This is a genomic window from Nocardiopsis mangrovi (genome assembly GCF_042653925.1).
GTDB lineage: Bacteria > Actinomycetota > Actinomycetes > Streptosporangiales > Streptosporangiaceae > Nocardiopsis_B > Nocardiopsis_B mangrovi.
This window is the reverse complement of the sequence record NZ_JBHSFQ010000022.1, coordinates 1-12,889: the sequence shown is the minus strand read 5'-3', so window position 1 is coordinate 12,889 and position 12,889 is coordinate 1. Positions and strand designations below refer to the sequence as shown.

The following is a 12,889-nucleotide window of genomic DNA, read 5'->3' as shown; positions in this document are numbered from 1 at the left end:
CGCCTTGGGGGAGGAGGGGGGAGAGCGCGGGGGGTCCAGGGGCCGTCGGCTCGCTGGACGGGGGAGCGCGGGCCGGCCGTGGATCGCCCGGCCCGGTTCGTCTTCGGGATCCGTGCTCAGCTCTTCGACGCCATCCAGGCGGGGCGGCGGGGTTCCGGGTCCAATGCCCGGCGCTCCCCGCGGCGGGCGGCGCGCCAGGCGCGTTTGCGGCCACGGGGGATCAGCACGCCGAGCGCGACGGTGGTGAGGATGAGTGCCGCCGCGCCGCCCACCACGGCCAGCGTGCTGGGCCAGGACACCGCGCCCGGACCGGGGTCGGGCACGAAGGCGGACCCCAGCGAGGCGTCCTCGCCGGATACCGCGGGAGCCGAGGTGAGCGCGCCGACCGGGTCCACCCGGCCGCTGCCGCGCAGCGTGTCGCCGGCCCCGTTGGGCGAAGGGTAGGCGGTGGCGAGCAGCCGTTCGCGGACCTCGGGCGCCGACAGAGCGGGATCGTAGGAGCGCAGCAGGGCCGCGGTTCCCGCCACGAACCCGGCCGCGACGACGTCCCCGGAGCCCACGAAGTGGCCGTCTCCTCCGGGGCCCACGCTGACGACCAGGTCGCCGGGGGCGGTCAGGTCCACCCGCGCGGTTCCGCCGTCGGCGTCCAGAGCCGGGGACGAGGCGACGGGGGCGCCCTCCACCCCGACCGCCGCGACGCTGACCGCGGCCGGATGGCTGCCGGGCGCCGCCGGGACGGAGGTGCCGTCGATGGCGACCGTCGCGGGCGCCACGACGAGGGCGTCGGCTTCGGACGCGGCGGACACCGCCGCCTCCAGCCCGCGGCTGGATTCGGCGATCGCCGCACCGACCAGCACGACCCCGGCCCCTTCGCCGGCCGCGGTCTCGATGCCGCTGGCGATGCTGTCCGCTGTGGCGCGCCCCGCGGCGTTCATCACCGGGACATCGATCACCCGCGCGGCCGGGGCGACCCCCGTGAGCCCGCTGCCGCCTTGCGCGCGGGCGGCGACCAGCCCCGCCAGGAACGTGCCGTAGCCGCGGCAGTCCTGCCCGCCGGAGCCCGCCAGCGCCCGGCTCACGGCGGCGACGTCCGGGTCGATCCCGCTGCTGAGGATGGCGACGGTGGTTCCGGCGCCCTCCGACAGGTCCCAGGCCCGCGGGAGGTCGAGCAGCGGGGCGGTCCACGGTTCCTGTTCCACGACCGTGGACGACGCGGCCACGCACTCTCCATCGGGGGCGACCCCGATCGCGGGCAGCGCCTCGGCTCCCGCCTCGGCCTCGGCCTCCGCCTCCGTGGAGGCGCCCGGGGAGGGATCCGGTGCCGGGGAGGCCAGGGCAGGGGCGGCGGACCCGCCCGCCATGACGACGCAGGCGGTGGCGGCGACGGCGACCGGCCGGCACCGTGCGGCCAGGGCCGCCCTCGTCCACATCCGCACGGTCATCGGAGGAGCTCCTTACGCCCCGTCGGGGCTTGGTCTGAGGGGACGGAACGGGCGGGAGGGCGGAGCGCTGTTCGCGGGCCGGGCGCGTGAGTCCCCGCCTGGGGGGTAGCCGTGCCCGCGGTGCCGGCCGCGGCTCCCGGCGCCGTTCCCATCGCGGCGCGCGCCCGTGCGCGCCGCCCGGACGAGGAGGAGCGTCCATGCTCGCCAACAGCAACGCGTTCAGCGGTTTCTCGGTCGACGACATCGCCGCGGCGCGGCGGTTCTACTCCGAGACCCTGGGGCTGCGGGTGTCGAGCCCGTCTGAGGAGTACGAGTCGCTGGCGCTCCACCTGGCGGGCGGGGCGAACGTCTTCGTCTACCCCAAGGAGGACCACGTCCCGGCGACCTTCACCGTGCTGAACTTCCCGGTGCCCGACATCGACGAGGCGGTCGCCCGCCTGTCCGAGCACGGGGTGGAGTTCGAGCGCCCGGAAGGGTTCGACATCGACTCCACGGGCGTGTTCCGGGGCGGCGGCCCGCTGATCGCCTGGTTCACCGACCCCGCCGGCAACGTGCTGTCGGTGCTCCAGGAGTGAGCGCCGCCCCGGGGCGGCGGGCCGGGCGGCCCGGCCGCCGCGGCCCCGGTCGGCGGCGGCGGGGTCGCCGTCGCGCGGGCCCGGGCCCGGGGGCGCGGGCGGGCCGGAGCGGTGCGCTGCGTGGGGGGTCGGCGCCACCGGGTCAGTCCTCGTCTTCCATGCCCTCGGCGATGGCGAGCTGGACGGGGATCGGGTCGCGGCGGGAGATCCACAGGGCCCGTCCCGGGGCCATGCGCTGGGCGCGCACGTTGCCGAAGAGCACCCCTTCCGACGGCGGGCTCGACAGCATGATGCTGGGGGTGTTGGTGTCGATGAGCGCCCGGATGGCGGGATCCGCGGTGGCCCGGCCGAACCCGCCCGCCGCCCGCGCGACGATCAGGTGCATGCCGATGTCGGCGGCCTGCGGCAGCATCTCCACGATCGGGCTGAGCAGGCTCGCGCCGCTGCCGGAGACCAGGTCGTAGTCGTCGATGACGATGAACAGCTCCGGGCCGGTCCACCAGTCGCGGCGGCGCAGCCGGTCGGGCGTGATGTCGGGGCCGGGGATGCGCACCTTCATCGCGTGCGCGGCGGCGCCCATCATCTCGCGCGCACTCTCCGACGACACCGCGTACCCGAGCTGCTGCTCCTTGGGGATCGCGTCGAAGAGCTGGCGGCGCAGGTCGACCAGGACCACCCGCGCGTTGTCGGTGTCGTAGTGCTCCCTGATGGCGTTGGTGATGTGCCGCAGCAGGGTGGTCTTGCCGGTCTCGGTGTCGCCGACGACGAGCAGGTGCGGCGTCTGTGAGAAGTCGTGCCAGAACGGGCGCATGCCGCGCCCCTCCAGGCCCAGGGGCACCCGCAGGCCGCCGAACTCGGTGAGCTCGGCCGCCGGCAGTTCGGCGGCGAGGAGCCGGGGCGGGAGCGTGCGCACGGGCGGCGCCTCGGGGCCGTCCCACGCGTCGGCGGCGCGCCGGACCAGCTCGGTCACCCCGACCGACAGCGACACCGGGTCGGGCACGCCGTCGGCCCGCGGCAGGCCGGTCAGGAAGTGGTACTGGTCGTGGGTGAGGCCGCGGCCCGCGATGCGCGGCACGGTCTGGGCCTTGCGCATGTTGACGGTGGAGTCGACGGCGTCGCCCAGCCGCAGCTCGAAGCGGGTCCCCAGCAGGTCGCGCACGCCCGACTGGATGTCGGCCCACCGCGGGGAGGCGACGATGAGGTGGAGGCCGTAGCTCAGCCCGCGCTGGGCGAGCTGGGTGAGCGGGGTGACCAGGTCCATGAAGTCCTGGCGGATCGTGGACCAGCCGTCGATCACCAGGAACACGTCGCCGTAGGACTCGTCGGCGAACTCCCCGGCGCTCCGGCGCCGGCGGTAGGTGGCCATGGAGTCGATCCCGTTGGCGGCGAAGAACTGCTCGCGGTGGGTGATGATCTCCAGCATCTCCGACACGGTCCGGTTGATGCGGTCGACGTCCATCCGGCCCACCACGCTGCCCACGTGCGGCAGCCCGGTGAGCGCCTGGAGCGCGCCGCCGCCGAAGTCGAGCGCGTAGAACTGGACCTGGCTCGGGGTGTTGGTCAGCGCGAGCGCGCAGACCAGGTTGACGACCATGGTGCTCTTGCCGCTCTGCGGGCCGCCGGCGATGCCGATGTTGCCGCCCGCGCCGAGCATCTCGGCCTTGAGCGGCAGGCGCAGCTGCTCGAACGGGCGGTCGATCACGCCGAGCGGGACCTCCAGCACGGGATCGGAGGACCACCCCAGGCCCCCCGGCGGAAGGGGTCGGCCGACCATTTCGAACAGCTCGTCGAGGGTGGGCGGCACGTCCAGCGGCGGCAGCCAGACCCGCCGCGCCGGCGGGCCGGCCTCGTGCAGGCGCTCCAAGGCGACGCTGAGCAGGCTCGGGACGTCCTCGTCCGCCTCCTCCACCTCGGGGGCGACCTCAGGCTCCACCACAGGGGTGCGTCCGGCGACGTAGGCCGACAGGAAGGGGACGATCTCGGCGGCCGAGGCGGCCTGCGTCCCGGTGCGCCGGCGCACCCGGTAGGCGCCGGAGACGTAGGCGGCCTTGAACCGGGTCAGCGTGTCGGTTCCGGTCTTGAGGAACCCGTTGCCGGGGGCGGGGGGGAGCTGGTGGGCGTCGGGCACGCCCAGGACGCCGCGGCTCTCGATCGCGGAGAAGGTGCGCAGCGCGATCCGGTAGGACAGGTGGCTCTCCAGCTGGTGCATCCGGCCCTCGTCCAGGCGCTGGGAGGCCAGGAGCAGGTGCACGCCCAGGCTGCGGCCCAGGCGCCCGATCATCACGAACAGCTCCATGAAGTCGCGGTGGGCGGCCAGCAGCTCGCTGAACTCGTCGACCACGACGAACAGCGTGGGCATGGGCTCCATCGACGGGTTGGCCTGGCGGCCCTTCTCGTACTCGTGGATGGAGCTGAAGTTGCCGGCGGCGCGCAGCTGCTCCTGGCGGCGGATCAGCTCGCCGTGCAGGGCGTCCTGCATGCGCTCGACGAGGGTGACCTCGTCGGCGAGGTTGGTGATCAGCGCCGAGGTGTGGCGCAGCTTGTCCAGGCCGATGAAGGTCGCCCCGCCCTTGAAGTCGACGAGCACGAAGTTCAGGGTCTCGGGGGAGTGGGTGAGCGCCAGCGACAGCACGAGCGTGCGCAGCAGTTCGCTCTTCCCCGACCCGGTCGCCCCGATGAGCATGCCGTGCGGGCCCATCCCGCCCAGCGCGGACTCCTTGAGGTCGAGTTCGAGCGGGGCGCCGTTCTCCTCGATGCCGATGGGGACCCGAAGCCGGGATCCGGCGCGCAGCTCGTGCCACATCCGGCCGGTGTCGTGGGTGTGCAGGTTGGAGATGCCCAGCAGCGACGTCAGCTCGAAGTCGGTGACCAGCGGCTCGACCACCTCGGTGGCCAGGCTCATCCGGTAGGGGGCCAGCAGCCGGGCCAGCGCGCGGGCGCGCGACGGGCTGAGGGAGTCGGGGCGGCCGAGCGGGGTGAGGGTGCGCCGTCCGCTGTGGTCCTGGCCGACCACCTCCAGGGCGTCGGGCTCCACGCGCAGGCCCAGTGTGAACGGGGCGCCGTCCCACGGCAGCGGGTCGTCGATGTGCACCACGACGGCGTTGCGGTAGCCGCCGGAGTCGAACCGCGTGGCGGACTGCGCCTGCCCGCTGTCGACGACGATGACGGTGAAGGGCTCCTCGCGCGTGGGGGCGGCACCGGGCTCGAAGCGGGAGCGGTCGGCGAAGTCGGCGCCCATGACGCGCTCCACTTCGGCGGCGTCGCCGCCGATCAGCCGGACCGGCCCGGCGCCGTCGCGTTCGGTGGGGTGCATCGTGTGGGGCAGCCACTTGACCCAGTCCCACTCGGCGCGCCGGTCGTCGGAGACGCAGACGGCGATGCGGAGGTCGTCGTGGGCGTGGAAGACGGCGAGCTGGCCGATCATGGAGCGCACCATGGAGCGGGCGGCCTCGGCGTCGCCCTCGAGCGAGACGCGGGAGTACCCGCGCAGGTAGACGGCGACGGGCTGGTCCTCGACCGTGGCGTAGGCGCGGATGAAGCGGCGCAGCGCATGGGCGCTGAGCGGTTCGAGGTCCTCGACCGGCTTCGTGGACAGCGGGGCGATGCGCATGCGCATCGCCTGCTCGCCCACCGCCAGCCGGACCTCGGCGAAGTCGTCGTGCGTGGTGCGGCGCTCCCACAGCCGCGAGGTCCGCACCAGGGACCACAGCGCGTCGGGGGCGGGGGCGCGCCAGAGCATGGCGTCGCGCTGGGCGGTGACCACCTCGCGCGCTTTGGCCCTGCTCTGGGTGAGGTAGCGCAGGTAGTCGCGCCGGTCGCCGTTGAGCTGGCGCTTGCGCTCGCTGCGGGCGCGCCAGTACTGGCCCACCAGCATGGCGACGGCGCCGAGGAGCATCATCCCGCCGGCGACGTAGGGCATGTAGGTGTTGACGGCGCTGCCCTGGGCACCGGGCCGGATGAACAGCAGCACCATCGCCATGGAGGTCATCGCCATCGGCAGGTAGTTGAACACCGCCGACATGGTCGACTGCTCCTCGGGGAGCACGGGCGGCTCTTGGAGCTGGAGCTCTCCGTCGGGCATATCCGGCCCGGGGCGGCGGGGCGGCCGGCGGACGAGGATGGTGCTCACGGCGGCGATCGCCTCCTGGCGGTTACGTTACGGGGGGTGGGCCGGCCGTGCGGGAGGCCGGTAGGGGGCCACGCGCGGGCTCTGTTCCCGGCGGGATCCGGATTATGCCCCTGAAGCGGGCACAAAGCCAAGTGAACAAAAGTTTATTGCCACGTGATACCAATTTCGGTCCGACCAGTGTTACCGTTGCGCCGGTCGTCGAATCTTGAGGTTTCCTTCCAGTCACCGAGTGTATTGCCACTCGGATAGCCTCGCTTCCTCCCCGAGTACCAAGAGCAAGCATCATCGGGTGACTCCGCCTCCGCCCCGAGTAGTAAGAACCAGATGAGCGACTCCATTGCCCCCGACCTGTGCCGGCTCGTCATCCGTGCTCCGGACCGCACCTTCGAGATCGCGGTCCCCAGCGACGTGCCCGTGGCCGAACTACTGCCCACGATCATCCTCTACGCCGAGGGAGACAGTGGCGAAGACCTCGATGAAGGCGGACTAGAACACGACGGCTGGGTGCTCCAGCAGCTCGGCTCGCCGGCCCTCGAAGAGGACGGCACCGTGCAGACCCTGGGCCTCTTCGACGGCGAGACCCTCTACCTGCGCCCGCGCCGCGACCAGCTCCCGCCCATCCACTTCGACGACCTCATCGACGGTGTGGCCAACGGCATAGCCGAGCGCCGCGACGCCTGGCGGCCCGCTTACACCCGCCGGCTGCTGCACGGGCTGGGCCTGTTCACCCTGGCCACCGGGTTCACCATCCTGGCCATGAGCGGAATGAACGGGCTCACCGCCCTGATCGCCGCCGGCGCCGCCGTCGTCCTGCTCCTGGGGGCGGCCGCCGCCTCGCGCGCGATGGGCGACCTCACCGCCGCCACCGGCCTGGCCGCCGCCGCCGTGCTCTACATGGGCCTGGCAGGGGCGGCCATCCCCACAGGGGATCCCGGGATACCCCTCCTGGGCGCCCGCGCCCTCTCCGCCTGCATGGCGGGTGCCGGGGCCACCGTGCTGGGCCTGGCGGCCGTCGCCGGCTCCGTCCCGTTCTTCGCCGGCCTGATCGTCTTCGAGGTCTTCGGCGTGGTCTCGGCCGCGACGCTGATGCTGGCGCCCGGCCTCACCATGACCGGCATCGCCGGAGCCGCCGCCGCCCTCGCGATCCTGCTCGGCACCTTCGCCCCCGCCATCGGCTTCCGCATCTCGGGGCTGCGGCTGCCCCCGCTGCCGAACAACCCCCAGCAGCTGCAAGAGGCCATCGACCCCCACCCGGCGCGCGACGTCCTCGACCGCACCACGCTGGCCGACCAGTACCAGGGCGCCGTCCTCGCGGCCACCGGCGCGGTCCACGCGGTCGGCCTGCTCATCCTCGCCTTCGGCCCCGGCTGGCTGCCGGCCACCCTCGGCATCATGGTGGCCCTCATCCTGGTCCTCCAGAGCCGCGGCCTGGCCAGTGCCTGGCAGAAGCTCTACCTCGTCGCGCCCGCCTCCGCGGGGCTCGCCCTCATCCTCATCGCCGCCGTGGCCGACACCAGCACCCTGTGGCGGCTGCTGGCCCTGCTCGGCGTCCTCGCCGTCGCCGCGGCCCTCACGATCCTGGCCTGGACGGTCCCGGGCAAGCGCGGCCTGCCCCACTGGGGCCGCGCCGCCGAGATCATCCAGCTCCTCGCGGCCATCGCCATGGTCTGCCTGGTCCTCGGCAACCTCGGCGTGTTCGGCCTCCTCCGCGGGATCGGGGGCTGACCGTGCAGACCCGACGCGACCAGGTCGTCGCCCACTCGTTCATGGTGGGCCGCCTGGGCACCGCCATGCTCGAGGCCGACCCCGACGCCATCGACGCCCCCATGCAGCGCACCCGGCGCGGGGCCTTCATCGGACTGGCCATCGGCGCGCTGCTGTGTGTGGGGTTCCTGGTCTGGGGGCTGATCTTCCCCGGCGGCAACACCTCCTGGCGCAACGAGGGCACCCTCGTCCTGGAGAAGGAGAGCGGGGCCACCTACCTCTACTCCGGCGGCGTGCTGCGCCCCGTCGCCAACTTCGCATCGGCCCGGCTGGTCCAGGGCAGTGCCATGACGGTCAGTTCGGTGAGCGCGGAGTCGCTGGCCGGAGTGCCCAAGGGCGGCCCCGTCGGCATCCCCGGCGCGCCCGACTCCCTTCCCGACGCGGAGGCCATGGCCTCCGCCCTCTGGAGGGTGTGCGCGGTACCTTCGGCTGAGGAGGACGGCGGGCCGCGCACCGCCCTGTCCGTCGACTCCACCCCCGACACCGGCCCCCTGCCCCCCGAGGTCGCGGTGCTGGCCCAGGGCCCCGACAACGACCACTACCTGCTCTGGAACGGCGTCCGGCTGCGGTTGGACGAGGAGCACGGCGCGCTTCAGGCGCTCGGCTACGGCACCAGCCCCGCTCTGAGCGTCAGCAGGGCGTTCCTCGACACGGTCCCCTCCGGCGGCGACCTCAGCGCCCCCGAGGTCCCCGGCGGCGCCGGCGAGCAGGGCCCCGGCATCGCCGGTGAACGGCGCGCCACCGGCCAGGTGTTCGTGGTGCGCGGCGACGGCGAAGCCGACCAGTACTACCTGCTCGGCGGCGGGGGCCTGGTCCCCATCGGCGCCACCCAGGCCCGGCTGGCGCTCGCCGACACCCGCATCACCGACGCCGCCTACGGCGACGCCGCCCCCGAGCCCGTCGAGCTGAACGCCGGTGAGGTCCAGAGCAACCTGGCCGAGAACGCGGCGGCGACCGACGCGGGGCTGCCCGCAACCCCGCCCGACCTGGTCTCCACCAACGGCCAGGCGCCGTGCATGCGGGTCTCCGGCGACGGCGAGGCCCGGCTCGTCCTCCAGCCGCTGGAGGACGTGAGCGCCTGGCCCGTCCAGGACCGGCCCGACACCGCGCACGGGTGCCCCACCGCCGACCTCATCGGCATCCCCGCCGGAACCGGCGCGCTCGCCCGCGCCGAGCCCGCCGGGGGATCGGCGGCGGAGCCCACCTACTACCTGGTGACCGATACCGCCGCCAAGTACCCGCTGCCGTCCGCCGACACCGCCGGCGAACTCGGCTACACGGCAGGCTCGGCGGCCTCCGTACCCACCTCCGTGCTGCGCCTGCTGCCCACCGGGCCGCTGCTGTCGGCCGACGCCGCCGCGCAGCCGGTGCCCGCGACGGCGGCCCCGCCCGCGGCCGGCGGGTGCGGGGAGGGGGGCGGCACATGACCGCACCGCCGACGACAGGGACGCGACAGCGTCCCGCAAACCGAAAGGAGTAGCGGACATGAGTCTGACTACCAGTACCGAATATGGGATGACCACCGGCCGCACCGCTATGGAGACGGCCTATAGCGAGTGCAACGCGGTCTACACCAAGGTGGACCACCTGCGCGACGCGCTGAAGTCGAGCTGGGTCGGTGGCGCGGAGCAGGGCTATGAGACCGCGCTGGTGAAGTGGCTGGAGGAGCTGCGGCTCATCGTCAACGGCATGAACAACATGATCGGCACCTTCGGCGGTACCACGCGCGGCATGTTGAACCTGGAGGACGAGAACCTCGTGACCTCCAACGCCTGGATGAACCAGCTCAACCCCAACCAGTGACCCCTACCCCCTCCTGACCCGGTACCGTCCGGCCGTTCACGGTTCAACGGCCGGGTACCGCCACGACCGTAGGGCGAGCCGGCGGAGGAGCAGCGCCTCATCGACCGGAAGGAGTAGCGGACATGAGTCTGACTACCAGTACCGAATTCGGGATGACCACGGGCCGCACCGCTATGGAGACGGCCTATGGCGAGTGCAACGCGGTCTACACCAAGGTGGACCACCTGCGCGACGCGCTGAAGTCGAGCTGGGTCGGTGGCGCGGAGCAGGGCTATGAGACCGCGCTGGTGAAGTGGCTGGAGGAGTTGCGGCTGATCGTCAACGGGATGAACCAGATGATCGGCACCTTCGGCGGTACCACGCGCGGCATGTTGAACCTGGAGGACGACAACCTCGTCATCTCCTCTTCCTGGAACGACCAGCTCAATCCCAACCAGACCGGCTACGCCGTGCAAGGCGACCTCCTCGGCCCTGGACACTCCTGACACCATTCGGCCGTCCCCTGAGGCGGTCTCCGTCACGAAACGAGGTATCAGACGATGAGCGACTTTTCCGTCAAATACGCGGGCATGGACGACTCCGCGTTCGACCTGCGTGCGCGCACCCAGGACATCCGCAACTCCCTCGACGAGCTGGCCACGAAGATGGCCACGGTCCGCGGCGAGCTCGACGGTTCCACGGCCGAGAACTACGACAACAGCATGGCGCAGTGGCGGCTCAACGTGCAGGACATGGAGTTCCTGCTCACCCAGGCCGAGCAGGCGCTGGTCCTGATCCGCGACAACTACAAGAACACCGACAACAAGCTGTCCCTGGAATGGGTCTCGCAGAACATGTAGCCGCCGCCCGCAGCGAGCGGGTGCGCCCGGCCGGTCCGGGGGCCGACCGCCGTCGGCCCCCGGACCGGACCGGGGCGCCGGAGAGTGAGGAGAGTGAACAATGGCGGAGAGCACCGAGATCACCTTCGGCTACCTGCGCGAATTCCGGAAGACCAACGTCCTCCCGATCCTGAAGGATCTGCGGAAGCAGAAGACCGAGCTGGAGGGCTACATCGACAGCGGGGAGAGCGAGTCCGCGGCGATCTACGGCGTCCGCGCCGGAAACCCGGCCATCTTCCCGGCGGCGGGCAAGTTCGCCAAGACCGTGAACGGCTCCGTGGTGAAGATGCGCGATGAGATCAACATCCTGATCGAGGAGTTCGAGGGACTCGATACCCGGCTGGAGGAGGCGGAGATCCGGTTCACGGACGTCGAGGACGACGCGGTGCTGACCGCCTATCAGCTCGCGGTCCTCATCGATCCCGAGAACGCGGCGGGCGCCGGCGCGGGTTCCGGTTCGGGGAACGGCGAGTAGTAGCGGTCCGGGGCCCCGGCCGGGCCGGCGGAGTAGGAGTGGGTGAGGAGGCGGAATGCCCGACGGAGAAGAAGAGGACATCCCCCTTGAGCTGGATGACGGGCTGGGGGAGGAAGCGCCCGGCAACCCCGCCGTCGAATCCTCACCTGTTCCCACGGACCTGCACTACGTCATCAACACCTATGCCGACCTGGAGATGGACGATCCCTTCCCGCCGATGATGTCGGCGGAGGACGTCGAGAAGAACGACTGGTTCCTCAGCTTCAAGTCCGACCAGAAGAGCCCGGCCGGCATGACCCACTACCTGGTGTCGGGCTACTCCGAGACGGTCGACAAGGCCACCCCGCGGCAGACATCGCTCGGCGTCTCGAGGCCCGAGACCACGGATCACACCTACTACTCGGGCATCGCCTACAACGGCGAGTTCATGTTCGGCCCCAAGGGCCGGGCGTTCTTCCACCACTTGTGGCTGGCCATCAACGGGCCGTGGCTGGGCGAGAACGGCCGGACGTTCAACCCCACGACCATGGTCAACCTGGCCGGGGACCTCGACGACCTGCTGAGCATGGTCAACAGCAGGACCGACGACATCGCCTCGTGGCGCACCACCGCCAAGGACACCCTCAAGGGCGCGACCGCCGACATCTTCGTGCAGCACCTGGGCAACCTCCAGTTGCGGTTCAACGCCCTGGGCAACCAGGTCGCGGACTATCCCGAGGCGCTGCGCGACACCAGGAACGCGGCCGTCACGGGGGCGGGCGAGAAGATCCGCCGGGCCTACGACGACTGGCTGGCCACCGGCCTGTGGGACCCGATCAAGGTCATCGACAAGTGGTTCGAGGACAACAAGGACATCGCCACGCTCAGCAAGGGCGACAAGACCACCCAGATCGGGGACATCGGTCCCGCCAACGACGCCAACACCTGGAAGGAGATCCAGGAGCGGATCAAGGAGTCCTGGCGCAACGAGCTCAACACCTTCGTCACCGCGGCCTCCGATGCGATGACGACCCTCGCCACCGCCTACACCGACAACCAGGCCAAGTTCGTCGAGATCAAGCCGCCCGAGGCGCTGACGCTGGACTGGTCGGGTGTGGGCGGCGGTGGTGGGGGCGGTGGGGGCGGTGGTGGTGGCGACGGTGAGAACGGTCCCTCCGACATCGAGAACGAGTACAACGAGACGCTGGAGGAGTGGTACCGCAAGCAGATCGAGTGGCTGGAGAACAACCCGCCCGGCGGGGGCGACGGTGAGGGTGAGGGTGAGGGCGGCGGCGGTGGCTCCGATAAGGAAGAGGAGTACAACAACGCCCTCGACGAGTACTACCAGAAGCTGATCGACGAGCTGGAGAGCGGGCCTGAGGGCGGTGGCGGCGACCTCGGCGGCGAAGGCGGCGGCGATAATCCCGGCTCCGATAACGAGGAGCGGTACAACAACGCCGTCGACGAGTACTACGACAACGCCATCGACGAGCTGAACTCCGGGCCCGAGGGCAGCGGCGGCGGCCTCGGCGGCGAAGGCGGCGGCGGAGGCGATAATCCCGGCTCCGATAACGAGGAGCGGTACAACAACGCCGTCGACGAGTACTACGACAACGCGATCAACGATTTGAACTCCGGGCCCGAGGGCAGCGGCGGCGGCCTCGGCGGCGAGGGCGGCGGCGGAGGCGATAATCCCGGCTCCGGCAGCGAGGAGCGGTACAACAACGCCGTCGACGACTTCTACGACCAGCAGGCCGACAACCTGCAGTCGGAGACCGGCGGCGGGCCGGTGCCGATCGGCGGCGGGGGGCAGCTGGGCGGCGGCGGGGGCGGTAACAACGCCC

Annotated in this window: 9 protein-coding genes and 1 pseudogene; 8 read left to right on the top strand and 2 right to left on the bottom strand. The window is 71.9% G+C overall.

Annotation, left to right across the window (positions count from 1 at the left end; translation table 11 throughout):
• Positions 1-116 precede the first annotated feature (116 nt).
• Positions 117-1,442 (bottom strand): S8 family serine peptidase, encoded by a 1,326-nt coding sequence (locus tag ACFO4E_RS20275; protein ID WP_378577102.1) that lies wholly within the window; start codon positions 1,440-1,442, stop codon positions 117-119.
• Positions 1,443-1,639: 197 nt separating this feature from the next.
• On the opposite strand from ACFO4E_RS20275, the gene ACFO4E_RS20270 reads away from it, so the two are divergent.
• Positions 1,640-2,017, top strand: coding sequence for a VOC family protein (locus ACFO4E_RS20270; RefSeq protein ID WP_378577100.1), 378 nt, complete (start codon positions 1,640-1,642; stop codon positions 2,015-2,017).
• A 142-nt stretch (positions 2,018-2,159) separates the two neighbouring features.
• On the opposite strand, the gene eccCa is transcribed toward ACFO4E_RS20270, so the two are convergent.
• Complete coding sequence (eccCa, locus tag ACFO4E_RS20265) at positions 2,160-6,146, bottom strand: type VII secretion protein EccCa (protein ID WP_378577099.1); 3,987 nt, start codon at positions 6,144-6,146, stop codon at positions 2,160-2,162.
• 324 nt (positions 6,147-6,470) lie between these two features.
• Between eccCa and eccD the strand changes: the two genes are divergently transcribed.
• From eccD to ACFO4E_RS20230, 7 genes and pseudogenes are all read left to right on the top strand, one after another.
• Complete coding sequence (eccD, locus tag ACFO4E_RS20260; protein ID WP_378577097.1) at positions 6,471-7,871, top strand: type VII secretion integral membrane protein EccD; 1,401 nt, start codon at positions 6,471-6,473, stop codon at positions 7,869-7,871.
• 2 nt (positions 7,872-7,873) lie between these two features.
• A complete protein-coding gene (gene eccB, locus ACFO4E_RS20255; protein ID WP_378577096.1) occupies positions 7,874-9,337 on the top strand; it encodes a type VII secretion protein EccB in 1,464 nt (487 codons plus the stop codon).
• Positions 9,338-9,395: 58 nt separating this feature from the next.
• Positions 9,396-9,713 (top strand): hypothetical protein, encoded by a 318-nt coding sequence (locus tag ACFO4E_RS20250; protein WP_378577094.1) that lies wholly within the window; start codon positions 9,396-9,398, stop codon positions 9,711-9,713.
• A gap of 122 nt (positions 9,714-9,835) precedes the next feature.
• Positions 9,836-10,198, top strand: coding sequence for a hypothetical protein (locus tag ACFO4E_RS20245; RefSeq protein WP_378577092.1), 363 nt, complete (start codon positions 9,836-9,838; stop codon positions 10,196-10,198).
• 54 nt (positions 10,199-10,252) lie between these two features.
• Positions 10,253-10,552 (top strand): WXG100 family type VII secretion target, encoded by a 300-nt coding sequence (locus ACFO4E_RS20240; RefSeq protein WP_378577091.1) that lies wholly within the window; start codon positions 10,253-10,255, stop codon positions 10,550-10,552.
• Between the two features lie 100 nt (positions 10,553-10,652).
• The gene (locus ACFO4E_RS20235) at positions 10,653-11,066 is read left to right on the top strand and encodes a hypothetical protein (RefSeq protein WP_378577089.1); all 414 of its coding nucleotides are present in this window, start codon (positions 10,653-10,655) and stop codon (positions 11,064-11,066) included.
• Between the two features lie 55 nt (positions 11,067-11,121).
• Positions 11,122-12,889 (top strand): annotated as a pseudogene (locus ACFO4E_RS20230) (hypothetical protein); the annotation flags it as partial.

Coding starts and splice junctions, on each gene's coding strand:
- ACFO4E_RS20270 (WP_378577100.1), top strand. CDS start 1,640: ATGCTCGCCAACAGCAACGCGTTCAGCGGTTTCTCGGTCGACGACATC.
- ACFO4E_RS20250 (WP_378577094.1), top strand. CDS start 9,396: ATGAGTCTGACTACCAGTACCGAATATGGGATGACCACCGGCCGCACC.
- ACFO4E_RS20235 (WP_378577089.1), top strand. CDS start 10,653: ATGGCGGAGAGCACCGAGATCACCTTCGGCTACCTGCGCGAATTCCGG.
- ACFO4E_RS20240 (WP_378577091.1), top strand. CDS start 10,253: ATGAGCGACTTTTCCGTCAAATACGCGGGCATGGACGACTCCGCGTTC.
- eccD (WP_378577097.1), top strand. CDS start 6,471: ATGAGCGACTCCATTGCCCCCGACCTGTGCCGGCTCGTCATCCGTGCT.
- ACFO4E_RS20275 (WP_378577102.1), bottom strand. CDS start 1,442: ATGACCGTGCGGATGTGGACGAGGGCGGCCCTGGCCGCACGGTGCCGG.
- ACFO4E_RS20245 (WP_378577092.1), top strand. CDS start 9,836: ATGAGTCTGACTACCAGTACCGAATTCGGGATGACCACGGGCCGCACC.